This window comes from Burkholderia anthina, from assembly GCF_902498995.1.
Classification (GTDB): domain Bacteria; phylum Pseudomonadota; class Gammaproteobacteria; order Burkholderiales; family Burkholderiaceae; genus Burkholderia; species Burkholderia anthina.
Map to the genome: position 1 here is coordinate 1 of NZ_CABVLY010000013.1, position 25,854 is coordinate 25,854.

Here is a 25,854-nt window from a genome sequence, read left to right on the forward strand (position 1 = left end):
GAAGTACCGGAAGTACCGGAAGTACCGGAAGTACCGGAAGTACCGGAAGTACCGGAAGTACCGGAAGTACCGGAAGTACCGGAAGTGCCGGAAGTGCCCGACGTACCGGAGGTGCCCGAGGTACCGGAAGTACCCGACGTACCGGAAGTACCCGACGTACCGGAAGTACCCGAGGTGCCGGAAGTGCCCGAGGTACCGGAGGTGCCCGACGTGCCGGAAGTGCCTGAGGTACCGGAGGTGCCCGAGGTACCAGACGTGCCCGACGTGCCGGAAGTACCCGAGGTACCGGAAGTACCCGACGTGCCGGAAGTGCCCGACGTACCGGAGGTGCCCGAGGTGCCGGAAGTACCCGACGTACCGGAAGTACCCGAGGTGCCGGAAGTACCCGACGTACCGGAAGTACCCGAGGTGCCGGAAGTACCCGACGTACCGGAGGTGCCCGACGTACCGGAAGTGCCCGACGTACCGGAAGTACCCGACGTACCGGAAGTACCCGAGGTACCGGAAGTACCCGACGTACCGGAAGTACCCGACGTACCGGAGGTGCCCGACGAACCCGAAGTACCAGAAGTACCCGAGCTTCCCGACGTCCCCGAACTACCCCCCGTCCCCGACGTGCTCGGCTTGATCGTCGGCGGCGTTGTCGGTCCGTCGACGGAGCCGCAGCCGTACAGCGTGAGCAATGACAAGACAGCCAGCGATACCGTCGTCTTCTTTATTAAGTGTTGGTGCATGTTGGCCTCGACATTGGAAGTGTGCCAAGCCAGAACTGCAAATTCCGAGCCATGACAGCTTTCATGGAACGCTCGGGTGCTTTGTTGCGGAAATCGGGAATTTAGGCGCGATTTAAACGCCGATTTGAAGATTTCACGAGACGCGCGGGCCCGTTGCGCCGGTGCGGCCGAAGCGGTGTTCCCGACGGACGCCGTAACGCGCGCCCGGATGTTACGTAGCGTTCGACTCGCGCCCGGCCGGGTCGCGGCGAACCGGGCGCGTCTTTGACGAAACGCCCGCGTGCCGCGAACATGGTGCGAACCCACCCGGCCGCGGGCCACGCGCGAGCGGCCACGACTTCGAACAGGACATGGACATGAGCGAACAGGACAGGGCGCAGGGTAAGGCGCGGCGCGTCGACGTGATGGGGGAAGCGTTCGTCGAGCGTGCGATGCGCGATCTCGACGGCTTTTCGCGTCCGTTGCAGAACTGGCTGAACGAACATGCGTGGGGCAGCACGTGGCAGCGCGGCGGGATCGACCTGAAGACGCGCAGCCTCTGCACCTGCGCGATGCTGGCCGCGCTGGGCCGCGGCACGGAGCTGAAGGGGCACGTGCGCGGCGCGCTCAACAACGGCGCGAGCCTCGTCGAGATCCGCGAGGTGCTGCTGCACAGTGCGCTGTACGCGGGCGCGCCGGCCGCGGTCGAGGCATTCCGCAGCGCGCGCGAGGTGATCGCGGAGCTCGGGCTGTCGCTGCCCGACGACGAAGCCTGATCGAAGCGCACCGTCGATCGCGGCGCGCCAAGCAGTCAGACGTCAGACGGCGCGTGACCGGCCGCGACCGGCCGCCGTACTGCCGGTGCGGCGCATGCAAGCGGCAATGCCGCGAGCCGCAGCGCGCGGTGGCCGTTGCCGACAACGTGCCGAGCGCCCGCCGGACGCTCGATACAGCCGCTTGCCTGTCAGGAAGAGGAAGGAACGCGGCCACACGCGCCCCGTCACACCGCTGCAGCCCCCCGGCACCCGCTGCCGGTCAATGCTCGACGTGCGCGTCCTGCGCGGCCGCATCGACGGGCTCGGCGGCGACGTCGAGCAGCCAGTCCGCCGTCGCCTCCGGCATCGTGACCGGCAGCATGTGCCCGCCTTCGACGACCTTCAGCCGCACGCGCGCCGACTTTTTCGCGAGCGCCTCGCCATGGTCGCGCCAGTTCAGGATCGGATCGGCGCGGCCGTACAGCACGTCGACCGGCAACGACAGTTCCGCGTAGCGGCGCGTCATCGCGGGCAGGTCGACGGGCGCCGACAGCAGGTCCGTCGCCGTCGCGTAGAACACGCGCGGGCGCAGCCCGAGCAGCCCGCCGCCCTTGACGGGGAAGTCGCGCGGCACCGCTTCCGGCGCGAATACCTGCTGCACGGCCTTGCGGCCGGTCAGGATCGTCATCGGGATCGCGAAGGTCCACGACACGAAGCGGCGCACCAGCGGCGACGGCAGCAGCAGCGGCTTGAACGGCCCCGGCGGCTCGGTCTGCTCGTGCGACAGCGGCGCGATCAGCGCGAGCCGGCTCACGTGCTCGGGATGGTTGAGGCCGACGGCGAGCGCGATCGCGCCGCCAAGCGAGTGGCCGACGAGCACGGGCCGGTCGAGCTTCAGCGCGTCGATGAACGCGGCGATGGTGCGGGCCTGCGCGAACACGTTCGCCTGCGAGCCGGCGCCGCGCAGCGAGCGGCCGGCGCCGGGCCGGTCGACGAGGATCACGCGATGCTGCTGCGCGAGCCGCGCGAGCGGCAGGTATGCGAAGTTGCGCAACTGGCCGGCGAGCCCGTGCACGAACACGATCGGCGGGCCGCTGCCGTACTCGACGTAGTGGAGGCGGTCGCCGCCGATGTCGACGAAGCGGCCTTCGGGCGGAAACGCGCGCGTCACGCGGCTCGCGACGTAACCGGAAAACAGCGCGAGCGCGGCGAGCACCGCGACGGCGCCGAGCAGCACGTTCTGGATCAGATGGAGCGTATGGCTCATGTCGGCCTCAACGGGTTTCGAGTACGGGTTCGGCAACCGGCGCGGCGGCCGGGTCGGCTTGCGCGCGGCGTTCGAAATGCATCGCCGAATCGGCGAGTCCGCTGAACTTCAGCGATGCGAGATCGAGCACGTAGTTCTGGTGGAATTTCCATGGCTTGCGGTGGCCCTGCTTCGGCAGGATGCCGGCTGCGCGCTGGATGTAGCCCGAGCTCAGGTTCACGGCCGGCACGTCGCCGAGGTCGCCGGCGCCGAGCCGCGGCACGCACGTGTCGTAGCCGTGCGCGCGCATGTGGTTCAGCAGCCGGCACACGTAGCGCGAGATCAGCTCGGCCTTCAGCGTCCACGACGCGTTCGTGTAGCCGAACGACGACGCGAGGTTCGGCACGTCGCTGTACATCATCCCTTTATAGGACACGGTCTGCGGCAAGTCGACCGGGCGGCCGTCCACCGTGACGCGCGCGCCGCCGAGCATCTTCACCTTCAGCCCGGTGGCCGTGACGATCACGTCGGCGTCGAGCTGCTGGCCGCTTTTCAGCTTCAGGCCGGTCGGCGTGAAGCGTTCGATCTCGTCGGTGACGATCGACGCGCGGCCCGCGCGGATCGACTTGAACAGGTCGCCGTTCGGCACGAGGCACACGCGCTGGTCCCACGGCATGTAGCGCGGCGTCAGGTGCTTCGCGACGTCGAAGTCGGCGCCGAGCTGCTTGCCGGCCGCGCGGATGATGAACCGCCTGGTCCGCTCGGGCTTGCGGCGCGACACGTTGTACAGGTACATCGTCAGCAATACGTTCTTCACGCGCACGAGCCGGTGCGCGAGCTGCGACGGCAGCACGCGGCGCAACGCGTTCGCGATCCTGTCGCGGGCCGGCAGCGACACGATGTAGGTCGGCGAGCGCTGCAGCATCGTCACGTGTTTCGCGTCGGCCGCCATCGACGGCACCAGCGTGACGGCCGTCGCGCCGCTGCCGATCACGACGACGCGCCGGTTCGCGTACGACAGGTCCTTCGGCCATTGCTGCGGATGCACGATGCGGCCTTCGAACGATGCCATGCCGGCCCAGTCGGGCAGGTAGCCGCCGTCGTAGTCGTAGTAGCCGCTGCACATGTAGAGGAAGCGGCACGTGTAGACGAGCGTGTCGCGCGCGCCGTCCTGCGTGCGTTCGACGCGCACCGTCCAGCGCGCGCGGCTCGAATCCCAGTCGGCCGAGACGACTTTCCGGCCGTAGTGGATCGTCTTGTCGATGCCGTACGCGCGCGCGGTGTCGCGGATGTAGTCGAGGATCGTCTGACCGTCGGAGATCGCCTTGTCGCTGTGCCACGGGCGGAAGCTGTAGCCGAGCGTGAACATGTCGGAATCCGAACGAACGCCGGGATAGCGGAACAGATCCCAGGTGCCGCCGATCGCATCGCGCGCCTCGACGATCGCGACGCTCGCATGCGGGCAGCGCTTCTTCAGGTGATACGCGGCGCCGATGCCGGACAGGCCGGCGCCGACGATCAGCACGTCGAGGTCGCGGCTGTCGCCGCGGGCGGGCGGCGCATCGCGCCGGTCGGTCGTGGTCGAGGTCATGCTGGGTCCTGGGTCGGCGTGGTCGGGGCAGGCGCGCGTTCGAGGTTGCGTGCGCGGGCGCGGCGCACGTGGCGCAGCATCAGCCGCTGATAGCCGGCGCCGAGCAGGCGCGCGATCTTGTCGAGACGGCGCGCATCGGCGCCGACCAGCACGCGGCGCGCGTTGCGCTCGACGCCGGCGAGGATCTGCCGAGCGGCATCGTCGGCCGTCGTCGCGTTGATCAGGCGGTTCGCCTGGCGGCGATGGGTCGCTTCGTCCTGACCCGTGAGCGCATGGATGCTGGTGTCGACGCGGCTCGCATCGACGATGTTGGTCGCGACGCCGCCCGGATGCACGCAGGTTGCGCTCACCGGCGCGCCGTCGAGCTCGAGCTCCATGCGCAGCGCTTCGGTGAAGCCGCGCACCGTGAACTTGGTCGCGTTGTATGTGCTTTGGGTCGGCATCGCGATCAGCCCGAACAGGCTCGACGTGTTGATCACATGCCCGTCGCCCGACGCGCGCAGATGCGGCAGGAACGCCTGCGTGCCGTGCACGACGCCCCAGAAGTTGATGCCGACGATCCATTCGAGATCGGCGAGGCGCGCGGTCTCGGCGCTCGCGGCCAGCGACACGCCCGCATTGTTGAAGATCAGGTTGACCTTGCCGTGTTCCGCACGCACGCAATCGGCCCACGCGAACACCGCGTCGCGATCGGCGACGTCGAGCCGCCGCGTGCTCGTGCGCACGCCGTGCCGCGCGCAGGCGGCCGCCGTGCCGGCGAGCCCGACGTCGTTGACGTCGGCGAGCGCGACCTCGCAGCCGCGCCGCGCAAGCTCGACCGCGAGGCTGCGGCCCATGCCCGAACCGGCGCCCGTGATCGCGGCGACCTTGCCGGAAAAACCCTTCATGTGTCGTTCCTCCCGTTCCCGCTTGCGCTGCACCGGCGGTGCGCCTATTGTGGTGTTATTCGTCACCACTTTAGTTTTCGGGTGTCCTGATGTCAAATAGCGAAATGGAGAAAGCATTCGAAACGGAAAAACGGGGTCGGGCGTACGGCGGCGTGGCGCCCGAGGTGCGGGCCGCGGAGCGGCGCGATGCGCTGATTCGCGCGGCGACGCGCGTGTTCGGCACGGTCGGGTTCCGCAAGGCGACCGTGCGGTCGATCTGTCAGGAAGCGAAGCTCAACGATCGCTATTTCTACGCGGCGTTCGACAGCACCGAGGATCTGCTGCGCTGTACTTATCTGCATCATGCGCAGCAGCTGCGCGACGCGGTCGCGCGCGCGGTGGCCGAGCGCGGCGGCGATCTGCGCGAGAGCGTCGACGCGGGGCTCGCCGCGTTCTTCGGTTTCCTGCGCGATCCGTGCGCGGCGCGTGTGCTGCTGCTCGAAGTGATGGGCGTCAGCGCGGATACCGACATGACCTACCAGCGGATGCTGATCGACTTCGGCAAGCTGATCATGGCGATCGGCGCGGCGCGCGAAGCCGTGACGCCCGCGGCGCGCACCGAGCAGCGGCTGATCGGGCTCGCGCTCGTCGGCGCGATGACGAACGTCGGCGCGGCGTGGCTGCTCACCGGCTATCGCGATCCGGAGGCGCAGATGGTCGCGAGCTGCAGGAAGGTGCTGCTGGGGACGCTGCGGGAAGGGTAGAGTCTGTTCCCGCTCATCGCGGGCTTGCGAACGTGCCTTTCCGCCCGTCCCCCAAGGGCTTCCTCCGGGCGCGTGCAAGGAGAGAGGCGGCGCAATAGCCATAGCGATTGCAACGACGAACGACGCCGCCATGCGGGCGGAAGGCACGTCCTCCTGTTTTGGGAACATTCATTCGCGAGGTTGGCCCCCGGAAGGGGCGATCGCCGCGTCATGCTCTTCACGAATACGTCGAGTATTCGCTTCGTCGCTTTTCCGTTCCCGTTCCCGTTCCCGATGTTCACGTTCCGACACATTTCCGGTTTCCGCAACGGCGTCGCGCCGTTCCGGCCGGCACCGCGCGCCTCGGCCGGCTGGCGCGGCCGGCGCGGCCGATTCGCCTTTGTTTAAAATAGTTCGCGAACCGTTAAATTTCGTCAAATCCATCCGGTATCGGAATATTCCGATGGTGCGGAAAATGTAAGCTATTCATTATCTCGATAAATATTAAGAACTAAATTCAGGCCGGGAAATGAAATGACATCTGCGTGAAAACCACTCGGAATGAGTGGTTTCCCTGAAGCGATAACGGGATGTATTAACAGCGTAACGGAAATCCGGCCCGGTCCGGCGTGCGTCGAGCATGCTCCGGCGGGCAGGGGCATCCGTACGGAAAAATCTCCGATTCGCGAGGTGCGCGGGGTGGTATTTACACGCGTGATGATTTGTCTCACGAGAGAGGCAAATTCGAATGCGTTTCCGGCTCGGTCTCGATATTTAATAGAGTTAGCGAGAAAAGAGAGTTTGCCGGAGGCCAGAATGGTCGGAAGAATGCCGAAGAAAATAATCGGTGGATTATTGGCGTTTCCTTTCCTTTGCGCGCACGCGGGGCAATTGTCGGGCGCGATGGACGTCAGCCTGCACGTGCGCAGCGGCTGCCAGGTGGGCGCGCTCGCGGGCACGGCGGATTTCGGCCGTCTGGCGTTCGGCGAGCACGGCCCGACCTGGGTCGACCCGTTGACCGCCGACGGTCGCTCGACGGCCGCCGGCGGGCAGGTGCGCGTGGCGTGCAGCCCCGACATCGACGGCTTTCTGGTGTCGATCGACAGCGGCCGCAACGGCACGCAGGCGACGCGCTACGTCGTGAAGCGCGATGCCGCCGGGCGCGTCGTCGCCCGGGTGCCCTACAACGTGTATCGCGATCCGGCGCGCAGCCTGCCGTACGTGCCGCTGATCCCCCAGTCGTTTCTCATCGACGACGCGCACACCGAGGTGGCGCTGCCGTTGTTCGGTGTCGTCCAGGGTCAGGCGCAGGCGCTCCCGGCCGGGATTTACGAGGATTTGCTCGGCATCACGCTCGACTGGTGATGCAGGGCGAATGACGCAATAGCGGTTCTTTCAATCATCCAGGGAAACAACATGAATGCTCAGTGGAAACTTTTGGCGGCGGTCGCCTTCGCGTCGGTTTGCGCAGCCGCCCAAGCCCAGACGAGCCCGCTTACGGGGACGGTGAACTCGCAACTCGTGCTCACCACCGGCTGCGCCATCGATACGGGCTCGGGCTCGGTCGGCGCGACCAGCTTCGGGACGCTCGATTTCGGCACCCAGCCGAGCGGCTTCACCGGCTCGCTGAATTCGCAGGCGACGGGCGGCGGCTCGACCGCCACGCAGGTGACCTGCTCGCCGGACGTGACGTCGGTGCAGGTGACGGTAGACGGCGGCCAGAACGCCAGCAAGGGCACGGGCATCGGCACCGGCACGCGCGCGCTGGCGAACGGCACGGCGTACGTCCCGTACGAGGTCTACGCCGATTCCGCGCACGCGAAGCAATACGTCGCGGGCACCGCGCAGGCCGTGGCGGTGCCTTCGCCGGGCGCCGCGTTCGCACTGCCGATCTACGGTGTTGCGAACAAGACGAGCAGCACCGCCCTGGCTGCCGGCACCTATACGGACGTGCTGAACGTCACGCTCGGCTGGTAAGCCTCGCGCTGCCGGCCGTTCCTGCCTTGCGGCTTTCACCCGAGAGCGGCAAGGCGGCCTCTTTCCTGCCTATCGTTATGCGGACGAGCGTTATGCGGACGAGCAAAAGTGTGGTGCTGCTGCTGGGGGCCGTGACGCTGCCCGCCTTGGGCCTGGCCGACACGGCGGTGCCGACGACCGGGGTCTTCACGGTCAGCGCGCAGATCGTCGCGGGGTGCGGCGTGGCGGGCGGCGGCACCGCCGGTCTCAACTTCGGCAAGCTCGACTTCGGCGCGCATCCGGCGGTTGCCACCGGCAACGTGAGCGCGGCGACGGCCGGCAGCGCGCTGCAGATCGAATGCTCGCCCGGCTCGACGCTGAAGATGGTGATCGACGGCGGCATCCAGCCGAGCGCGGGCAATACGCAGCGCAACCTGCAGGGCCCGGGCGGGGTGCAGGTCGCGTACCGGCTCTATGCGGACGCGGCCCACACGCAGGCGATCGGTGTCGGGCAGGCGATCTCGATTCCCGTATCGGGCGTGGCGAGCCTGCCGATCTACGGCGCGCTGACGCTGCCGGGCGGCGCCGCGCCGGCCGGCACTTATACCGACGTCGCCCAGGTCACCCTGAGTTACTGAATCCAATTAGGAATGCACGATGAATGATGCTGTCGTCGACCGACGCGCCGCTACCGGTCTCCGGCGCGCGGTGCGCGCCGCACTGGCCGCACTGGCGGTGACGGGCGCGGGTGCCGCGCACGCGGCCGCCTCCGTGATGATCTGGCCGATCGATCCCGTGATCGAGAGCGACCAGCGGGCGGGCGCGCTGTGGCTCGAGAACCGCGATACCCGGCCGGTGACGCTGCAGATTCGCGTGCTCGGCTGGCGCGAGGAGGGCGGCGAGGATCTGTACGCGGAAGACCAGACCCGCGTCGCCGGCAGCCCGCCGATGGCGACGGTGCCGCCCGGCAAGCGTCAGTTGATCCGCCTCACGCGGCTCGCAGACACCGCGCCCGGCACCGAGGACGCCTATCGCGTGCTGATCGACGAAATCCCGCAACCGGACGACGACGCGGCGGCGCAGGACAAGCAGGCGCAGCTCGGCGTGAAGTTCCAGATGCATTACTCGATTCCGTTGTTCGTGTATGGGCAGGGCATATGGACGAAGCCGGACCCGGAACGCAAGCGCGATCCGGCGACGGCCGCGCAGCCGGCGCTCGGCTGGCATCTCGAGCGCGACGGCGGCCGGCGCTGGCTCGTGATGACGAACCGGGGCCGCGTGCATGCGCGCATCACGCAGGTCGCGTTCGATGCGCCGGGTGCGCGCAGCGACGTCGCGCGCGGCCTGCTCGGCTACGTGCTGCCCGGCGCCCGGATGCGCTGGGAACTGCCTGACAGCGTGAAGCTCGCGGCGCAGCCGAAGCTGGTCGCGACCGTCAACGGAGTGGCAGGCGTCGCGATCGAGCCGGACGCCGCCGACGCGCACTGACGAGACCGTGTCACGAACGGCGATCGATCGAATCAAACCAATACGGGGATGGCCTTGAGGCGGAGGAATCGAATCAACGGCGAGCGGTCGCCGCGCTTGTGCGACGCCGCCTGGGCCGTGGGGCTTGTGTTCGCGGCGACGGGGCCGGCGCACGCGTACGACGCGATGCTGCTGGCGGACAATTTCGGCCGTGCGCTGCCGATGCCGAGCCAGGCGATGCGCAGCGGCACGCTGTACCTGGAACTGGTGGTCAACGCGCTGCCGACCGGGCAAGTCGTGCCGGTGCGCTATCAGGACGGCGCGTATTACGTGCGCGCCGCCGATCTCGCGAAGGTGTCGGTGCGCACCGGCGCCGCGCCGGACCGGATGGTCGATCTCGCGAAGCTCGACGGCGTCACCGTCGCCTACGACAGCACCGCGCAGCAGCTCCGGCTGGACGTGCCGCCCGACTGGCTGCCGCAGCAGACGGTCGGGTCCGCGCGGCTCTACGACCGCACGCCGGCGGCGGTCAGCTTCGGGATGCTGTTCAACTACGACGTCTATACGAGTGCGCCGACGCACGGGCCCGGCTATACGTCCGCATGGACCGAGCAGCGCGTGTTCGACCGGTGGGGCACGCTCGTCAACACCGGCGTTTATCGCCGCTCGTATGGCGAAGGCGCGGGGGCGGCGGGCGCGTCCGGCGACAACCGCTATCTGCGCTACGACACGACATGGCGCTATTCCGACCAGGACCGGATGATCACCTACACGGCAGGCGACCTGATCACGGGCGCGTTGTCGTGGACGAGCGCGGTGCGGCTCGGCGGCGTGTCGGTCGCGCGCGACTTCGCGGTGCGGCCCGACATCGTCACGTATCCGCTGCCGCAGTTCGCCGGACAGGCGGCGGTGCCGACCGCGGTCGACCTGTTCATCAACGGCAGCAAGACGGCGACCGGGCAGGTGAATCCCGGGCCGTTCGCGCTGAACAACGTGCCGTTCATCAACGGCGCCGGCGAGGCGACCGTCGTGACGACCGACGCGCTCGGTCGCCAGGTCGCGACCACGATCCCGTTCTACGTCGCCAACACGCTGTTGCAGAAGGGCCTGACGGACTATTCGCTGTCGCTCGGCGCGATGCGGCGCGATTATGGAATCAGTTCGTTTTCCTACGGAAAATTTGCGGCGTCGGGCACCGCCCGCTACGGCGTCACCGATTATCTGACTGTCGAGGGGCATGCGGAAGGCGGCGAGCGGCTCGCGCTCGGCGGCCTCGGCTTCGACGTCGGTGTCGGCCGGCTCGGCGTGCTCAATGCGGCGCTCACGCAGAGCAGCGCCGAAGGCACGTCAGGGCAGCAGTACGCGTTCGGCTATAGCTACACGTCGCAGCGCTTCAGCGTCGCGCTGCAGCGCACCCAGCGCACCGGCGGGTTCCGCGACCTGTCCGTGTACGACCTGCCGTCCAACGTCAACTACCGGCTGGTCCGCAGCAGCACGCAGGCGACCGGCGCGCTGAATCTCGGCACACTGGGCGGCACGCTCGGCGCCGGCTACTTCGACGTGCGCGGCGGCGACGGCTCGCGCACGCGGATCGCGAACGTGTCGTATACGCGGCCGCTGTTCGGCCGCGCGACGCTTTATGCGGCGCTCAACAAGACGATCGGCGATCGCGGCATCGCCGCGCAGATGCAGTTGATCGTGCCGCTCGGCGACAAGGGCGTGGTGAGCGCGGGCGCGACGCGCGACGGCGACGGCAACTGGACCGAGCGCACCCAGTACAGCCGCAGCGTGCCGAGCGACGGCGGGCTTGGCTGGAACCTCGCGTATGCGGGCGGCGCGTCGCATTACCAGCAGGCCGACATGACGTGGCGCAACCGCTACTTCCAGGTGCAGGGCGGCCTGTACGGCTACGGGCCGAGCCAGGGCTACACGCGCTGGGGCGAGATGCAGGGCTCGGTCGTCGTGATGGACGGCGCGGTGCTGCCGGCCAATCGTGTCGACGACGCGTTCGTGCTGATCGACACGCAAGGGCAGAAGGGCATTCCGGTGCGCTACGAGAACCAGTTGATCGGCACGACCGACGGGCAGGGGCATCTGCTGGTGCCGTGGTCGCCGTCGTATTACGCGGCCAAGTACGAGATCGATCCGCTCGGCCTGCCGGCCGACATGCGCGTGCCGACGGTCGAGCGCCGTGTCGCGGTGCGCCAGCAGGCCGGCGCGCTGGTCACGTTCCCGGTCGAGCGGGTCGTGTCGGCGAGCATCGTGCTGGTCGACGGCGCGGGCAAGCCGATCCGGATCGGCTCGCGCGTCACCCATCGCGAAAGCGGGCAGACGGCGCTGGTCGGCTGGAACGGCGAAACCTATTTCGAGGGGCTGTCCGCCGTCAATCATCTGAGCGTGACGCAGCCGGACGGCCGCGTATGCGACGCGCGCTTCGATGTCGACGTCGACGCGCACGGCATGCATCGCGTCGGTCCGCTCGTGTGCGGCCAATGAAAACGAGATCAACCGAATGAAAACGATCCGCAAACTGCTGCGACGCGTTGCATTGACGGCGTTGCTCGCGCTGCTTGTTCCGCTGCAGGCTCACGCCGACTGCACGGCGGCAAGCCCGATGCCGGCGGCGTTCGGCACGGTGACCTCGTTCGTCGTGAAGAATCAGGCGCAATCGACGTCGTCCAGCAACATCGGCCTGTCGTGCGGCGGCGCGCTGGCCGCGTTCCTGGTCATCGGCAACTATATCAACGGCACGATCTCGTCGGCCAATGGCGGCGTGCTGGCTGGCCCGACCGGCGACAAGATCACGTATTCGATATTCGCCGACAAGAACTATTCGACGCAGCTCAACTTCGGCCAGACGAACAACTGGGCGAGCACGCAGTTCCTCAGCTTCATCGGGATCGGCGGCGGCTCGTCGGTACCGCTGCCGCTGTACCTGCGCACCGGGATCGGCGCGAACGTCGCGGCGGGCACCTATACCGACACGTTGACGATCAACTGGAGCTGGCACGTTTGCAGCGGGATCGGCATCATCGTCTGTATCGGCTGGACCGACGGCTCGACGTCGGTGACCGTGCCGGTGACGCTCACCGTGACGAACGACTGCCTGATCAACGCACCGGACGTCAACTTCGGCGCCGCGCCGACGGTCGCGAGCTTCGCGCCGGTCAACGGCAGCCTGTCGCTGACCTGCACGAAGGGCATGGTCTACACGGTCGGATTGAGTCCGGGCAATAATGCGGCGGCGAACGGACGGCGGCAGATGGCGAGCGGCGCGAACCGGTTGCAGTACGACATCTACGGCTCGGGTGGCGGCACGGTATGGAAACAGGCGACCAATCGCGTGAACAGCCCGGGCGCGGCCGACGGCCAGTCGACCCAGCCGTTCCCGTACACGGCGCGCATCTATACCGACCAGCCGACACCGCCGATCGGCACGTACACCGACAGCGTGATCGTCGACGTGCGGTATTGACGTAGTTTGCGACGCCGGCATGTGCGGGGGCGAGGATCGACCGTGATCGCGCGGGCGATGCAAGGGCGACGATGCGGGGCCGGCGTGCCGCGGCGCCGTATTTGCCGGCGACGCTTGCCGCGCCGGTCGAACGGAGGTGCGGATGGCTGACGGCGGTTGACACGAAGGTATGCATGACGCTTCGGATCGCGTAGAAAATCAGCGGCATTGGATCGTGCGGGGCCTGTACGCCGCGGCGTGCGTGGCGGCGTGCATGGCGTGCGCGACGGCGGTGGCCGACGAGATGTCCGCCGCGATGCAGGGGGCCGCATGGGCAGCGCTGGCGGCCGGCCTGCTCGCCGCCGGTCTTGCGCGGCGCGAACTGGCACATGCACGGCATGCGTCGGCCGCGACGCGCGACATGCTCGCGACAGCCGCACACGAATGCCGCACACCGCTGCACGCGTTGCTTGCGCTCGTCGAGCTGGCCCGGCGCGACGCGTCGACCGAGGCGCAGCGGCAACGGCTGGCGTTCGCGTACGAGTCCGGCGAATCGCTGGCGCGCCTGCTCGACGATCTGCTCGATCATGCGCGCGCCGATGCGGGCAGGTTGCCCATCCGGCCGGCAGCCGTCGAGCCGCGCGCGCTGTTCGATGGCGTGTTCGCGCTGCTCGCGCCGCAGGCGCGCGACAAAGGGCTGCGCTTGCGGCTGCGTGTGCGCGCGGACGTGCCGGCGGTGTTGTGCGTCGACGGCGACCGGGTGCGCCAGATTCTCGTCAATCTGCTCGGCAACGCGATCAAGTTCACCGAATCCGGCACGGTGTCGCTCGATGCGCGCGCCGCGGCGGCGGGCGGCACGATCGAGCTGACCGTCGAGATTGCCGATACGGGGCGCGGCATCGACGGCGACGTCCGCGCGCATGTGTTCGAGCCGTATGCGACGGGTTCGCGCGCCGGCCGGCGGCCGCACGCGGGGGCGGGGCTCGGCCTGGCGATTTCGCGGCGCATCGCGACATCGCTGGGCGGCGATCTGCTGCTGGCGAGCGAGGCGGGAGGCGGCACGGTCGCGACGTTGCGGCTGCATTGCCCGGTCGTCGCCGCGCATCGCCCGCCCGCGTCGCTCGCCGGGCTCGCGATGGCGATCGAACATGACGAGCCGGCCGTCGCGGCCGCGTTACGCGACCATGCGCGCGCGGCCGGCATGCGCATCGTCGCGCCCGATACGGCGGAACGGACCGTGCGGCTGAGCGCGGCCGCGCATGGCCAGGCGATCGTATGGCTCGATGCGGGCGCACTCGCCGATCCGCAGGCGCGGGTGCTGCTCGACTGCGATCCACTCACCTGGCGCGGCTTCGTCGATGCCTGCGAGACGGCGCTCGCGCAGCACGCGGGGACGAACGCCGCGACGAATGACGGGACGCCGGCCGGCGGGCATCGCGAACCGGCCGGCCGCTATCGGGTGCTGATCGTCGACGATCACGCGCTTCAGCGCGAAGCGCTGCAACGCCAGCTCGAGCAACTCGGCCATCGAGTCAGCGCATGCCGCAACGGCCGCGACGCGCTCGACGTACTCGAAACCGGTACGGCCGACGTCGACGTCGTGCTGACGGATCTCCTGATGCCGGTGATGGACGGAATCGCGCTGGCGACCGCATTGCGCGCGCATGCGCGGCCGCGGCTGCGGGCGCTGCCCGTCGTCGTGTTGACGGGGCTGGCCGGGAGCGACGTCGGTGACGGCGCGCGATCCGGCGCGGAAGCGGGCGCAACGGCGTATCTGCGCAAACCGGTCGCGCTGGACGTGCTGGGCCGCACGCTCGACGCGGTGACGGCGGCGGCGCGCGATCGAGCCGGCGGCGCGGGGGAGCCGGTCGTGGCGGCTCGGCGCTTCGATGCGGCCGCGCTCGACGAGGACGCGTTGTTGCAGGCGTTCGGGGTTTCGACGAATCCCGACGGGGCCGCGCTCGATATACTCGCGCTGTGCCGCCGGTCCCTGTCGGACGATCGCGCGGCGCTCGCGAGGGCGCTCGACGACGGAGACCGGGCCGCGCTACGCAGGTGGTGCCACACCGTGAGCGGTGCGTTCGGCCTGTTTCGTCAAGTGCATGTCGACATGCTCGTCGACGCGTTGCGCGCCAGCGCGGCGACGGGCGAGCCCGGCGCGATCCGGGCCGAGGGTGAGGAGGTTTTGCGGCTGATGGATTACCTGATCGGGCATGTGATGCGTCTGGCGGCGAGCGTACCGGCGGCGCCTGGAAAGGACAACGCAAAGGGGGGCGACGGGTGAAGATGCGGGTTGTGATAGCGGATGACCATCCGTTGACTGTTGTGGGGATTCGTCAGGTGCTCGCGCAGGCGCCGGATCTGGTCGTGGTCGGCGAGGCCGGCGAGCCGGGTTCGCTGCTCGACTGTCTGGCCCGGACGTGCTGCGACGTCGCGGTGACCGATTTCGCGATGCCGGGATATACGCAGGCGGACGGCCTGCTGATGCTCGAGACGATTCGCACGACCTTCCCGCTGGTGCGGCTCGTCGTGCTCACGATGCTCGACAATCCCGCGCTGCTGCAGCATATCCGCGACGCCGGCGTGCTGGCCGTGGTCGGCAAGCGCAGCAACCTGAGCGCGCTGCCGCTCGCGATCGCCGCCGCGTATCACGGCCGCAGCTATGCGAGCCTGCCGCAGCGGCAGGCACCGGCCGCGAGCGCCGAAGACGGCGCGCGTCCGCTCAGCCCGCGCGAAATCGAGATCGTGAGGCTGTGCGCGCACGGCATGTCGATGACGGACATCGCGCTGCATTTCGGCCGCAGCATCAAGACGATCAGCACCCACAAGCACAACGCGATGGACAAGCTCGGCATCACGAGCGATGCCGAGCTGTTCCACTACGCGGTGGGCAACGGGCTCGCCTGAACGCGCGGTTCGGCGCCGGCTTCGCGTCGATGACCTGTCGCGATTCAATTTCATTCCGCATGAATGAAATAAATCTATCGTGCATTGGCGGTGGCAATGCATTAAGCAGGGTATTAATTATTTATATTTCGATTCGATTTCTTGTCCTGTCGATAAAATAATACGGCCCGAATTAAGCGTGCCCCGGCCGGCGCGAAACCGGTTCGTGTCGCGCCGGCGGGAGGCGGGATCAGGAGCCCGTATAACCGCCGCGGGTCCAGCCGTCGCCATCCCAGCACCACTCGGTCGTCGAACCCCCGCTGGTCGCGTACACGCGGATGTGAACGGCGCTGCCGACCAGCCAGCAAGTCGCCGAGACGTTGTCGCCCGCCTGGGCGAACGCGCCGGTGTACCAGTTCTGGCCGTCGTAGCAGCGTTCGGTGATCTTGTTGCCGTTGGCCGTGTAGACGCGGATCGACGGCGTGCTTCCCCATGAAATTGCGGCGGTTTGCATTTTCAAACTCCTTGATTGGAATGAAGCGGAGAATTGAAACGTTTCGGTAAACGCAATTCAGCGTATTACCGGGAATAAGGTTAGTCAAAAATCTCGAAAATCAATATGAGATTTTTTGTGAACAAATGGAGTGATTGATTCGGGTGTGGAAACCCGGTGAAAAGCAGTTGAAAGCGCACGGAAACATCGTGTGCCGGACGCGCCCGGCGCATCCGGCGGCCGGCTTTCAGCGGGCCGTGCGTTTCGATTGCGCGCGGCCCGCCGGTGCGCCCGGCCGCGTTTCGGCGATCCGCGTTTTCATCGCGTCGATGAACGCGCGCACCTTCGGCGACGGCAGCCGCGTCGACGGATACACAGCATGGATCCCGGCCGGCGCCGAGCGCCACGCGGGCAGCAGCCGCACGAGCCGGCCGGTCGCGACGTCGTCCGCGATCGAGAAATCCGTCAGCAGCCCGAAGCCGCCGCCCGCGAGCGCGATCGCGCGGCACGCGGTCGCGGTATTCGACACGACGGGCGCGACGCAGCGCACCGACGCATGGCCGCCGCCCGCGCGGTCGAGCTCGATCGTATGCGGGCGCGGCAGTGTCGACAGCATCACGAACGGCAGCGCGGCCAGCGCGTCCGGTTCGCGCGGCAGCCCGTGCCGCGCGACGAACGCCGGGCTCGCGACCAGCCATTTCTCGTATTCGCCCAACTGCACCGCGCGATGGTTCGAATCCGCGAGACGGCCGATGCGGATCGCGACGTCGAGATGGTCCGCGACCAGATCGACGACGCGGTCGTTCGCGATCAGCTCGACGTCGAGCCCCGGATGTGCGTCGCGCAGCGCGACGATGGCCGGCGCGACGACCAGCGCGCCATAGTCGATCGGCACGCTCACGCGCAGCGTGCCGCGCAGCGGCCCCGCGTCGGACGACACCGCGTCGAGCGCGCTTTCGGTCGCGCGCACGATGTCGCGGCATGCGTCGTAGAACGCGCGCCCCGCATCGGTCACGCTCAGCCGCCGCGTCGTGCGCACCAGCAGGTTCGCGCCGACCTCGGATTCGAGGCGCTGCATGTGCGTGCTGACGACCGTCTTCGCGAGGCCGAGCCGCTCGGCCGCGGCCGTCAGCGAGCCGGCATCGACCACCGCGACGAAGATCGCCAGCCGGTTCAGGTTCACGTCGCGCAGGTCGGCCATCGTCGATTGTCCTATGGAAGAGGATAATGTTTCATCGATTATCCGTCTTCTGCGCGTGAACGGCGAGCGCTACGCTGGAGCCGTTCGTCGCCGACTTCCGGCGGCGCGAGATTCAGGAGATCTTCCATGTCCGCTGCCAGCACGCCTGCCCGTCCGATTCGCGTCTATTCGTTCCCGCTGTCGGGGCACGCGCATCGGGTCCGGCTGTTCCTGGCGCTGCTCGGGCTGCCGTTCGAGACCGTCGACGTCGACCTCGCGGCCGGCGCGCAGCGCGCGCCCGCGTTCCTCGCGCTCAATCCGCTCGGGCAGGTGCCCGTGATCGACGACGACGGCATCGTGATCGCCGATTCGAACGCGATCCTCGTTTATCTCGCGAAGCGTTACGGCGACGCGCACTGGCTGCCCGACGACGCGCGCGGCGCGGCGGCCGTGCAGCGCTGGCTGTCGTACGCAGCCGGCCCGATCGCGTCGGGGCCGGCCGCCGCGCGGCTCGTCACCGTGTTCGGCGCGCCGCTGGATCACGACGCCGCGAAGCGCATGGCCGCGAAGGTGCTCGACGTGATCGATGGCGAGCTGGCCGGCAAGCCGTTCGCCGCCGGCGCGCAGCCGACGATCGCCGACATCGCCGCGTACACGTACATCGCGCACGCGCCGGAGGGCGGCGTGTCGCTCGAGCCGTATCCGCACGTGCGCGCATGGCTCGCGCGCGTCGAGGCGCTGCCGGGCTTCGTCGGCATGCCGCCGACGCGCGCCGGCCTGCTCGCCGCCTGACGCGGCGCGGCCGCCAGATGTCTGTTTCGGCCTGTTTCGGGAGAACGCGATGAATGCGCCGACCGCCGCCGTACCGGGCCGGGAACCCGGCGATGCGCCGTTTCATGCAGGCGAACTCGCCGTGCAGCAGCGCGCGGGCGTGACGGAGGCCGCGGACGCGGCCGGCCGGCGCGGGATCCGGCGGTTCATGCCGGAGCAGCACCGGACGTTTTTCGGGCAGTTGCCGTTCTTCGTGCTCGGCGGCGTCGATGCGTACGGGCAGCCGTGGGCGACGCTGCGGGTCGGCATGCCCGGTTTCGTGACGACGCCGGACGCGCGCACGCTGCGCATCGGCGGCGACGCGCTGCCGGGCGATCCGCTGAGCGGTGCGTGGCAGCCGGGTGCATCGCTCGGCGGGCTCGGGATCGAGTTCGACACGCGCCGGCGCAATCGCGTGAACGGCGTCGTGCGCGCGGTGAACGACGGCGCGCTCACCGTCGCGGTCGAGCAGAGCTTCGGCAATTGCGCGAAGTACATCCAGGGCCGGACGCCGACGTTCGTGCGGCGCGAAGGCGGGGCATCGGCCGAGGTCGTCGCATCCGGCGTATCGGACCGGCTGAACGATGCGGATCGCGCGCTGCTCGCGCATGCCGATACGTTCTTCGTCGCGAGCGCGAACACGTCGGCCGGGGCGGGTGCCGCGCGCGGCGCGGACGTGTCGCATCGCGGCGGCATGCCGGGCTTCGTGCGCGTCGACGATGCGCGGACGCTGACGACGCCGGATTTCAGCGGCAATCGTTTCTTCAATACGCTCGGCAACCTGCGGCACGATCCGCGCGCGGGGTTGCTGTTCGTCGATTTCGAGCGCGGCGACCTCGTGTATGTCGCCGCGGATGCGGAGATCGTGTGGGACGGGCCGCTCGTCGCGTCGTTCGACGGCGCGCAGCGCGTCGTGCGGTTTCATGTGCGCGAAGTGCGGCGCACGCGGGGCGTGCTGCCGTTCCGGTGGTCGGCGGTCGAGCGGGCACCGCAGTTCGTGGCGACGGCGGCGACGGCGGCGAGTGCGGGCGCGGTTGCGGTATCGCCGTCCGCCGTATCCGCATCGGCTTCCGGCTGGCGAGCGTTGCGCATCGCGAAGATCGTCGACGAAGCGCGCGCGATCCGCTCGTTCCATTTCGAACCGGCCGATGGCGGCGCGCTGCCCGCGTACGAGGCCGGGCAACATCTGACGCTGCGGGTCGTGCTGCCGGGCGACGATGCGCCGGCGATCCGCAGCTACACGCTGTCGGATGCGCCCGGCGGCGCGGATTACCGGATCACCGTGAAGCGGGAAGGGCGCGTGTCGGCATGGCTGCACGACCATGCGCGGGCCGGCATGACGCTCGACGCGCAGATGCCGCGCGGCCGTTTCACGTTCGACGGTGCAAGCCCGCGCCCGGCCGTGCTGGTTTCGGCCGGCATCGGCATCACGCCGATGATCGCGATGCTGCGCCGCGCGCTCGCCGACGATGCGCCGTCACGCCGCGTGGTGTTCGTGCACGGCGCACGCGACATGGCGGACCGGCCGTTCGCCGCCGCGCTGACACGCATCGCGGATACCGACGCGCGCGTCGCGCTGCACTGGTTCGACAGCCAGCCGCAACGCGACGGCGCGGCGCGACCGGGCCGCATCGACATCGCGCAACTGAAGCGGATCCTGCCGTTCGACGACTACGACTTCTATCTGTGCGGCCCGTCCGCGTTCATGCGCGATGTGTATGAAGGACTGCGCGCGCTGAACGTGCCGGACGAACGCATCCGCTTCGAGGCGTTCGGGCCGTCGAGCGTCACGCGCAGCACGGCCCGCACGGCAGCGGCGTTGCCGGCGACGAGCGTGCCCGTCGTGTTTCGCCGCTCGGCGCGCGATGCCGGATGGACGCCTGCCGACGGCACGCTGCTCGAATTCGCCGAAGGGCAGCGCATTGCGGTGCCGTCCGAATGCCGGTCCGGATCGTGCGGCACGTGCGCGACGCGCGTGCTGTCCGGCACGGTCGACTACGTGCAGGCGCACGATGCGCCGGTCGAGCCGGGCTGCGCGCTGCTGTGTGTCGCGCAGCCGGCGCAAGGGGCCACGGCGCCGCTCGTGCTCGATCTCTGACGCGCGCGCCGTCCCGGTGCCACCGCCATGCGACACGCGGTCGCACAGCCCGTGCTGCGCAAAAACCGCGCGCAACTGCTTCTTTTTCCGGATGCCTGTCGGATCGACGATAGCGTCAACCGATAGAGGAAAGGAGCAACATCATGAAACTGTTCAGCATGATCCGCCTGGTTCTGTGGAGTTTCTTCGGCGTGCGCAACAGCAAGGCGCACGCGTCCGATCTCGCGAACGTCAACTTCACGATGCTGCCGTTCGTCGCGATCGTGCTCGCGGTGCTGGTCGGCGCGGTGATCTACGGCGTCGTTCATCTGGTCGTCGATCCGACGGTGACGATGCAGGGCTTCTGAGCGCCGCGTGCCGCGCTTGTGTGCGGCGGCCCGGCACGCGGCGCGAACGCTCAGAACGTGTGATTCAGCGCCACGCGCGCGACGATCTGGTGCCCGTTCGACGACGCGCCGGGCGAACCCGGCACGAGCGCGCCGTCGAGCGGCGTGCCGGTCGCGCTGCCGCCCACCAGCTGATACGCGACCTGCGTGTAGACCGACGTGCGCTTCGACAGCAGGTACTGCGCCATCGCGCCGAACTGGTTCCAGTGCAGCGACGACTTCACGCCTGCCTGATCGAGGCCGCCTCGCGTGTACGTATACATGCCGCCGACCAGGAAGGCCGGCGTGACGTTGTACTTCGCGTTGACTTCGATGTTGTCGAACGTGAGCCGCGCATTCGCGAGGCCGAGACTGCCGGCATAGATCGACGCGTCGGGCTGGCCGACGTTCACGTGCGAATACACCGCGCCGAGCGTCGCGGCACCGATCCCGTAGTTCACGCCGATGCCGTAGATCTTCTGGTTGCCCGCGACGAAATCCGTGTCGTCCGGCGTCAGCGCGCCGCCCGCCGTGGTGCCCGGGTTCGACATGTTCTCGTAGACGGCGGCGACCGACAGCGTCTGGTACGTGTAGTTCAGGCCGACGCCGAGCATCCGGTTCTGCGTGAAGCCGCCCGCGAGATTGCTCAACCCGACCATCACGGTGCCCGAGAATCCGCCGAATACGGGGCTCGCATACTTCACCGCGTTGTTCGCATGGAACGACGCGTCGGTGTTGTCGTTATCGAGCGGATGCGAGAACAGGAAGCCGGCCCAGCTGCCGTTCGCGGTCAGCGGCCCGATCGTGTCGGCGACGGTGTCGAACTGGCGGCCGAGCGTCAGCGTGCCGAGCCGCGCCGACTGCAGCCCGACGTACGACTGGTAGCCGAACAGGCGGTTGCCGTAGCCGAGCTGGCCGTTTTCGACCGCGAAGCCGCTTTCCAGGTCGAAGATCGCGTGCAGTCCGCCGCCGAGATCCTCGTCGCCCTTGATGCCCCAGCGGCTGGTGGCGAGATCGCCGCTCGCCATCTGCCACGACGACTTCCCGCCGACATTGTTCGTGTAGTTGATGCCTTCGTCGAGGACACCGAACAGCAGGACGGAGCTTTGAGCATGCGCGTTCGCGCAACCGATCAGGAATCCTGCCGACAGGATGAGGGGTGTTTTTTTCATGTGGGATGCGGGCTCGAAAGATGAAACGGTCGATGGTCCGGCGCGCGGCGTGTGCGGCGCGTGACCTTCGATAAGCAGATGGCATGCCATCACCCGTTTCAAGACCGCAATGCGCGGGCTGCGTTCCATTTTATCGAGCGATGCGGTTGATTCAGGCCGGATCGCGTATCAATCGCGTAGCAATTCGCATCGCGTGTCGCATGTCGCGTCTCAACTTGAGACGCGACATGCGTGCGCAACCACGCCTGCGGGCGCACGTGCGTCGCGGCGTGACGGAATGACGAAGCGGGGAGACGAAGGGCGGAAAGCGTGCGTTACGCGCGCGAGAACGGATAGCCCTGCGTTTCGAGCCAGCGCCGCACCCGCGCGGCCTGCGGCGGCGCGAACTGCGCCAGCACCTGCGCGGCCGGCTGCTCGCGCAGCGCGGCGACGATCGGCGCGAGCGCGATGCCGTGCAGATGCCAGATCCCGAGCGGCTGGTCGGGGCTCGTGACGACATCGGCTTCGGCGATCGTATCGCCGTCGATCACGGGCGCACGCTCGATCGCGAGCGCGCCGAAATCGGGCGCGCGATGCGATGGCGCATCGTCGGGCCACCCGCGGCGCGCTTGCCAGAACGGTCGATCGGCCCATTGCGTATCGAGCGCATAAAAGTCGCGGCCGATTCGTGCGAAACGCATGAACAGCGCGGTGATGCGCCGCTCGTGAAAGCGCAGTGCGAGTGCCGCGCGCTCGGGATGCGCGAGCAACGTATGGATGACGGCCGGCGCCTGCAGCGCGGACGACAGCGACTGGAAGATGCCGTTGCCGGACAGCGGATCGACGGCCATCGCCGCGTCGCCGATACGCAGCCAGTTCGCCCCGCCCGTGTCGCCGCACAGCGTCGCGCTGCTGGTGCGTGCGAACACGCGTGTATCGTCGCCGGCATCGCTCCCGAAGAAGTCGCGTGCAAGCGGCGTGCGCCGCAGCGTCGCGCACCACGCGGGCAGTGCGTCGCGCGGCGGCAGCGTCGCGGTCGCGACGTCGAGCGTCGCCTGCCAGTAGCAGCGGCCGTCGGGCAGGCGCGCCATCCACGCCCAGCCGTCGGGCAGGCTCTCGATGGCCGATGCCGGATCGCCGGGCGTGCCTTGCCACACGTTCAGCAGGCTCAGCGTCTGCGGCCCGCGTATCGCGTCGCGCGCGAGCGGCGCGAGCCGGCCGCGCGCCTCGACGATGAACGCCGCGTGCAGCGTGTCGGTGCCGGCGGGCGTATCGATGCGGATCGCATGTCCGTCGCCGTCGGCCTGCGCCGCGCGCACCGTTGCTTCGCGTACCTCGATGCCGGCTTCGGCGAGATCGCGGCGCAACGCTTCGTCGAAACGGCGGCGGTCGATCAGGTGTTCGTGATTGAGCGTGCGCGTGTCGCCGTTCCAGCGCGTCGTGCGCGCGCACGGCGGCAGCGCGCACGCGGCCGCCTGCACGAGCCCGGCATGGCGCAGCCCTTGGAGCACGCGATCGGACACGCCTTCGACCGCATCGAAGCGCCGCCATTCGCTGACGACCGTGACGGGATAGCCGAGCCGCGCGAGGCCGAGCGCGGCGGCGGCGCCCGCCGGGCCTGCCCCGAGCACGGCGATCGGCGCGCGCTTCATGATGCGCGGGTGCGCCGTTCGACGCCGACGTAGGCCGCGTCTTCGCGCAGATGCGCGACGAGCGCGACGGTATCCGCGTCGGGGTGGCGCGCGAACCAGCGCGCCGCGTGGCCGCTGAGCGCCGCGCACGCGATGCTCGCGCCGGCCGGCGCGCGCGGTGCGCCGCTCGACACGACCGCGCCGAAATCGGCCTGCGCGCTGTCGAGCCACGACCATTGACCCGGTGCGCAGCGGGCATCGCCCGTCACGCGCACGATGCCCGGATAGCTGGCCGGAAACACCGGCGTGCCTTGCGCGGGGCTCGACGCGAACACGGTCACGCGTTGCGCGACGGCCGCCGCGCACGCGTCGCGCAGCGAGTCGCGATCGGCGCGCACGCCGAGACTCAGGTTGATCACGCGGATACGTTGTGTCAGCAACCAGTCGATCGCGTGCGCGATCTGCGCGGCACTCGTCACGCCGCGCGCGTCGAACACCTGCGCGACGACCAGCATCGCATCGGGCGCGGCGGCCGCGATCGTCGCGCAGATCGCGCTGCCGTGGCCGAGCCGGTCCGGTTCGGCGGCGCCGGCCCGCAACCCCGACGCATCGTCGAGCGAGAAGCGCCGCGTCTCGGCCACGCGCACGCTCAGCGACGGCGGATAGCCGCTGTCGACGACACCGACGCGCATGCTTGCGTCGTCACGCATGCGCGACGTCCCGGTGTGTGCGCCGTGCGAGTTGCCCGTCCGCGAGTTCGACATGCAGGTCGGCGCCGGCGAGCGTCGACGCGCGGTGGCTGACGAGAATGCGCGTGCGATCGCCGAACAGCGTGTCGATCTGCGCGATGACCTGCCGCTCGGTCGCTTCGTCGACGGCCGACGTCGCCTCGTCGAGCACGAGGATCGCCGGCGCCTGCAGCAGCGCGCGCGCGATCGCGATGCGCTGCTTCTGGCCGCCGGACAGCTGTTGCCCGCGCTCGCCGACCGGCCCGTCGAGCCCGCCCGGCAGCGTCGCGATCAGTTCGTCGAGATGCGCGGCGCGCGCGGCGTGGGCGATGTCGTCGCGCGTCGCGTGCGGCGCCGCGTAGCGGATGTTGTCCGCGAGGCTGCCGCGAAACAGCACGATGTCCTGGCTGACGACCGCGACGTGCCGGCGCAGTGCGTCGAGATCGACGTCGCGCAGGTCGACGCCGTCGATGCGCACGCTGCCGCGCTGCGGATCGTAGAAGCGCTGCATCAGGTCGATCAGCGTCGATTTGCCGCTGCCCGACAGTCCCGATAACGCGACCTTGCTGCCGGCCGGCACGCGTGCGGCGGCGCCGCGCAGCACCGGCTGCGCGCGCGCGTCGTGCGCGAACCACACGTCGACGAATTCGAGGTCGCCGCGCGGCGGCAGCTCGCGCGCGACGGCCGGCGGCTGCACCGCCACCGGCGCGCGCTGCAGCTCCATCACGCGGCCGAGGCTGACCGTCATCCGCTGCAGCGCGACGTAGAGCCCGAGCAGGCTCTTCACGGGGCCGATCGCCATCCCGAGATAGCTCGAGAACGCGATCAGCGAACCGAGCGGCCAGTCGCCGCGAATCACCCAGTAGCCGCCGACGATGAACGCACCGGCGCGCGACAGCGACGTCAGCGTGCCGGGCACCGACTGCGTGATGAATTCGGTGACCTGCAGCTTCAGCAGGCGCTCCATGTAGCGATCGCCGAGGCCGTCGAGCCGCGCCTGTTCCGCACGCTGGCGGCCGGCGGCCTGGATGAACTTCATCGCGGGCAGCGTCTCGACGAGAAACGACGACACGTCGGCCGCGCCTTCGCGCACCGCGCGCGCATCGCGCTCGACCTTGCGGCGCATCGTGCGCAGCCACAGGATCTCGAACGGAATCAGCAGCAGCGCGAGCAGCGACAGCTTCCACGACAGCGTCACCAGCAGCACGAGCGTGCCGACCAGCCCGATCACGTTCGACACCGCGGAGAACAGCGCGTCGAGCGCGAAGCGCTGGATCTCGGCGACGTCGCCGTCGAGGCGCGACAGCAGGTCGCCGAGGCGGCGCTGCCCGTAGAACGACGGCGACAGCCGCTGCAGGTGCGCATAGACGGCGCCGCGCAGCGAGAACAGCACGCGGCCGGACAGCCGCGTATGCAGGTAACGGTTGACGCCGCCGAGCAGCGTGCCGACGAAGCCGGCGAACACCATCGCGAACGCGATCGCGACGAGCATCCGGAAATCCTTGCCGACGAGCCCGCGGTCGATCAGCTCCTTCGTGAGCCACGGCTGCGCGAGCGCCAGCAGCGACGCGCAGGCCGACAACGCGAGCAGGCCCGCGATCGCGAGCCGGTGCGGCCGCACGAAACCGTACAGCCAGCCGAGCGCTTGCGCGAGTTGCGCGCGGTCGTCGGTCTTCACGAAACGCAGGACGAGTTTCAGCATCGGCGCGATCGATCCGTAG

Annotated in this window: 22 protein-coding genes and 1 pseudogene; 13 read left to right on the top strand and 10 right to left on the bottom strand. The window is 69.0% G+C overall.

Annotated elements, in window-relative coordinates; all coding sequences use genetic code 11:
• A pseudogene (locus BME24068_RS17555) lies at positions 1-734 on the bottom strand (collagen-like triple helix repeat-containing protein); the annotation flags it as partial.
• Positions 735-1,090: 356 nt separating this feature from the next.
• On the opposite strand from BME24068_RS17555, the gene BME24068_RS17560 reads away from it, so the two are divergent.
• The gene (locus tag BME24068_RS17560) at positions 1,091-1,489 is read left to right on the top strand and encodes a carboxymuconolactone decarboxylase family protein (protein ID WP_174926821.1); all 399 of its coding nucleotides are present in this window, start codon (positions 1,091-1,093) and stop codon (positions 1,487-1,489) included.
• 259 nt (positions 1,490-1,748) lie between these two features.
• Here the strand turns inward: BME24068_RS17560 and BME24068_RS17565 are convergent, their stop codons facing one another.
• From BME24068_RS17565 to BME24068_RS17575, 3 genes are read right to left on the bottom strand one after another with little or no spacing between them, the layout of a single operon-like run.
• On the bottom strand, positions 1,749-2,735 hold the full coding sequence (locus BME24068_RS17565; RefSeq protein ID WP_174926822.1) for an alpha/beta fold hydrolase: 987 nt from the start codon (positions 2,733-2,735) through the stop codon (positions 1,749-1,751).
• Between the two features lie 7 nt (positions 2,736-2,742).
• On the bottom strand, positions 2,743-4,305 hold the full coding sequence (locus BME24068_RS17570) for a flavin-containing monooxygenase (RefSeq protein WP_174926823.1): 1,563 nt from the start codon (positions 4,303-4,305) through the stop codon (positions 2,743-2,745).
• Positions 4,302-5,192, bottom strand: coding sequence for an SDR family NAD(P)-dependent oxidoreductase (locus BME24068_RS17575; RefSeq protein WP_174926824.1), 891 nt, complete (start codon positions 5,190-5,192; stop codon positions 4,302-4,304). The genes BME24068_RS17570 and BME24068_RS17575 overlap by 4 nt, the downstream gene beginning before the upstream one ends.
• A 104-nt stretch (positions 5,193-5,296) precedes the next feature.
• Between BME24068_RS17575 and BME24068_RS17580 the strand changes: the two genes are divergently transcribed.
• The 9 genes from BME24068_RS17580 (at position 5,297) to BME24068_RS17620 (ending at position 15,698) form a co-directional block, all read left to right on the top strand.
• A complete protein-coding gene (locus tag BME24068_RS17580; protein ID WP_240327259.1) occupies positions 5,297-5,935 on the top strand; it encodes a TetR/AcrR family transcriptional regulator in 639 nt (212 codons plus the stop codon).
• An 834-nt stretch (positions 5,936-6,769) separates the two neighbouring features.
• Entirely contained in the window at positions 6,770-7,279 is a 510-nt protein-coding gene (locus BME24068_RS17585) for a Csu type fimbrial protein (RefSeq protein ID WP_425117361.1), read from the top strand.
• 51 nt (positions 7,280-7,330) lie between these two features.
• Positions 7,331-7,891 (top strand): Csu type fimbrial protein, encoded by a 561-nt coding sequence (locus tag BME24068_RS17590; RefSeq protein ID WP_096505775.1) that lies wholly within the window; start codon positions 7,331-7,333, stop codon positions 7,889-7,891.
• A 92-nt stretch (positions 7,892-7,983) separates the two neighbouring features.
• Entirely contained in the window at positions 7,984-8,508 is a 525-nt protein-coding gene (locus tag BME24068_RS17595) for a Csu type fimbrial protein (RefSeq protein WP_239007872.1), read from the top strand.
• 19 nt (positions 8,509-8,527) lie between these two features.
• Positions 8,528-9,358, top strand: coding sequence for a fimbrial biogenesis chaperone (locus BME24068_RS17600; protein WP_174926825.1), 831 nt, complete (start codon positions 8,528-8,530; stop codon positions 9,356-9,358).
• A 48-nt stretch (positions 9,359-9,406) separates the two neighbouring features.
• Positions 9,407-11,833 carry a fimbria/pilus outer membrane usher protein gene (locus BME24068_RS17605; RefSeq protein ID WP_338138585.1) on the top strand — a complete coding sequence of 809 codons (2,427 nt, stop codon included), beginning with the start codon at positions 9,407-9,409 and terminating at the stop codon, positions 11,831-11,833.
• 16 nt (positions 11,834-11,849) lie between these two features.
• Positions 11,850-12,812 carry a Csu type fimbrial protein gene (locus BME24068_RS17610; protein WP_174926826.1) on the top strand — a complete coding sequence of 321 codons (963 nt, stop codon included), beginning with the start codon at positions 11,850-11,852 and terminating at the stop codon, positions 12,810-12,812.
• Positions 12,813-13,065: 253 nt separating this feature from the next.
• Positions 13,066-15,075, top strand: a complete 2,010-nt coding sequence (locus tag BME24068_RS17615) for a hybrid sensor histidine kinase/response regulator (protein ID WP_174926827.1) — start codon at positions 13,066-13,068, stop codon at positions 15,073-15,075.
• Positions 15,072-15,698 carry a response regulator gene (locus BME24068_RS17620; RefSeq protein WP_162826169.1) on the top strand — a complete coding sequence of 209 codons (627 nt, stop codon included), beginning with the start codon at positions 15,072-15,074 and terminating at the stop codon, positions 15,696-15,698. Before BME24068_RS17615 ends, BME24068_RS17620 begins: the two co-directional genes overlap by 4 nt.
• A gap of 229 nt (positions 15,699-15,927) precedes the next feature.
• Here the strand turns inward: BME24068_RS17620 and BME24068_RS17625 are convergent, their stop codons facing one another.
• Positions 15,928-16,197, bottom strand: coding sequence for a fucose-binding lectin (locus tag BME24068_RS17625; protein ID WP_338138586.1), 270 nt, complete (start codon positions 16,195-16,197; stop codon positions 15,928-15,930).
• Positions 16,198-16,417: 220 nt separating this feature from the next.
• Positions 16,418-17,371 carry a LysR family transcriptional regulator gene (locus BME24068_RS17630; RefSeq protein ID WP_174926828.1) on the bottom strand — a complete coding sequence of 318 codons (954 nt, stop codon included), beginning with the start codon at positions 17,369-17,371 and terminating at the stop codon, positions 16,418-16,420.
• Positions 17,372-17,497: 126 nt separating this feature from the next.
• Here BME24068_RS17630 and BME24068_RS17635 point away from each other — a divergent pair, with 126 nt between their 5' ends.
• From BME24068_RS17635 to BME24068_RS17645, 3 genes are all read left to right on the top strand, one after another.
• Entirely contained in the window at positions 17,498-18,142 is a 645-nt protein-coding gene (locus BME24068_RS17635) for a glutathione S-transferase family protein (protein WP_174926829.1), read from the top strand.
• 49 nt (positions 18,143-18,191) lie between these two features.
• Entirely contained in the window at positions 18,192-20,258 is a 2,067-nt protein-coding gene (locus tag BME24068_RS17640; RefSeq protein ID WP_174926830.1) for a pyridoxamine 5'-phosphate oxidase family protein, read from the top strand.
• A gap of 143 nt (positions 20,259-20,401) precedes the next feature.
• On the top strand, positions 20,402-20,605 hold the full coding sequence (locus tag BME24068_RS17645; RefSeq protein ID WP_096505755.1) for a DUF2970 domain-containing protein: 204 nt from the start codon (positions 20,402-20,404) through the stop codon (positions 20,603-20,605).
• 50 nt (positions 20,606-20,655) lie between these two features.
• Here BME24068_RS17645 and BME24068_RS17650 read toward each other — a convergent pair whose 3' ends face one another.
• The 4 genes from BME24068_RS17650 to BME24068_RS17665 all read right to left on the bottom strand — a co-directional run bounded on the left by BME24068_RS17650 (position 20,656) and on the right by BME24068_RS17665 (position 25,835).
• Positions 20,656-21,795 (bottom strand): porin, encoded by a 1,140-nt coding sequence (locus BME24068_RS17650; protein WP_096505753.1) that lies wholly within the window; start codon positions 21,793-21,795, stop codon positions 20,656-20,658.
• A 314-nt stretch (positions 21,796-22,109) separates the two neighbouring features.
• On the bottom strand, positions 22,110-23,426 hold the full coding sequence (gene qhpG, locus BME24068_RS17655; protein WP_174926831.1) for a flavin-dependent monooxygenase QhpG: 1,317 nt from the start codon (positions 23,424-23,426) through the stop codon (positions 22,110-22,112).
• A complete protein-coding gene (gene qhpE / locus BME24068_RS17660) occupies positions 23,423-24,115 on the bottom strand; it encodes a subtilisin-like serine protease QhpE (RefSeq protein ID WP_174926832.1) in 693 nt (230 codons plus the stop codon). The genes qhpG and qhpE overlap by 4 nt, the downstream gene beginning before the upstream one ends.
• Positions 24,108-25,835, bottom strand: coding sequence for an ABC transporter ATP-binding protein (locus BME24068_RS17665; protein WP_174926833.1), 1,728 nt, complete (start codon positions 25,833-25,835; stop codon positions 24,108-24,110). Before BME24068_RS17665 ends, qhpE begins: the two co-directional genes overlap by 8 nt.
• Positions 25,836-25,854 lie beyond the last annotated feature (19 nt).

Excerpts from the sequence above, each read along its gene's own strand:
- qhpG (WP_174926831.1), bottom strand. The coding sequence starts at position 23,426 with ATGAAGCGCGCGCCGATCGCCGTGCTCGGGGCAGGCCCGGCGGGCGCC.
- BME24068_RS17665 (WP_174926833.1), bottom strand. The coding sequence starts at position 25,835 with ATGCTGAAACTCGTCCTGCGTTTCGTGAAGACCGACGACCGCGCGCAA.
- BME24068_RS17570 (WP_174926823.1), bottom strand. The coding sequence starts at position 4,305 with ATGACCTCGACCACGACCGACCGGCGCGATGCGCCGCCCGCCCGCGGC.
- BME24068_RS17605 (WP_338138585.1), top strand. The coding sequence starts at position 9,407 with ATGGCCTTGAGGCGGAGGAATCGAATCAACGGCGAGCGGTCGCCGCGC.
- BME24068_RS17640 (WP_174926830.1), top strand. The coding sequence starts at position 18,192 with ATGAATGCGCCGACCGCCGCCGTACCGGGCCGGGAACCCGGCGATGCG.
- qhpE (WP_174926832.1), bottom strand. The coding sequence starts at position 24,115 with ATGCGTGACGACGCAAGCATGCGCGTCGGTGTCGTCGACAGCGGCTAT.
- BME24068_RS17630 (WP_174926828.1), bottom strand. The coding sequence starts at position 17,371 with ATGGCCGACCTGCGCGACGTGAACCTGAACCGGCTGGCGATCTTCGTC.
- BME24068_RS17645 (WP_096505755.1), top strand. The coding sequence starts at position 20,402 with ATGAAACTGTTCAGCATGATCCGCCTGGTTCTGTGGAGTTTCTTCGGC.
- BME24068_RS17600 (WP_174926825.1), top strand. The coding sequence starts at position 8,528 with ATGAATGATGCTGTCGTCGACCGACGCGCCGCTACCGGTCTCCGGCGC.
- BME24068_RS17560 (WP_174926821.1), top strand. The coding sequence starts at position 1,091 with ATGAGCGAACAGGACAGGGCGCAGGGTAAGGCGCGGCGCGTCGACGTG.
- BME24068_RS17575 (WP_174926824.1), bottom strand. The coding sequence starts at position 5,192 with ATGAAGGGTTTTTCCGGCAAGGTCGCCGCGATCACGGGCGCCGGTTCG.
- BME24068_RS17635 (WP_174926829.1), top strand. The coding sequence starts at position 17,498 with ATGTCCGCTGCCAGCACGCCTGCCCGTCCGATTCGCGTCTATTCGTTC.
- BME24068_RS17590 (WP_096505775.1), top strand. The coding sequence starts at position 7,331 with ATGAATGCTCAGTGGAAACTTTTGGCGGCGGTCGCCTTCGCGTCGGTT.
- BME24068_RS17595 (WP_239007872.1), top strand. The coding sequence starts at position 7,984 with ATGCGGACGAGCAAAAGTGTGGTGCTGCTGCTGGGGGCCGTGACGCTG.
- BME24068_RS17610 (WP_174926826.1), top strand. The coding sequence starts at position 11,850 with ATGAAAACGATCCGCAAACTGCTGCGACGCGTTGCATTGACGGCGTTG.
- BME24068_RS17615 (WP_174926827.1), top strand. The coding sequence starts at position 13,066 with ATGGCGTGCGCGACGGCGGTGGCCGACGAGATGTCCGCCGCGATGCAG.
- BME24068_RS17580 (WP_240327259.1), top strand. The coding sequence starts at position 5,297 with ATGGAGAAAGCATTCGAAACGGAAAAACGGGGTCGGGCGTACGGCGGC.
- BME24068_RS17650 (WP_096505753.1), bottom strand. The coding sequence starts at position 21,795 with ATGAAAAAAACACCCCTCATCCTGTCGGCAGGATTCCTGATCGGTTGC.
- BME24068_RS17565 (WP_174926822.1), bottom strand. The coding sequence starts at position 2,735 with ATGAGCCATACGCTCCATCTGATCCAGAACGTGCTGCTCGGCGCCGTC.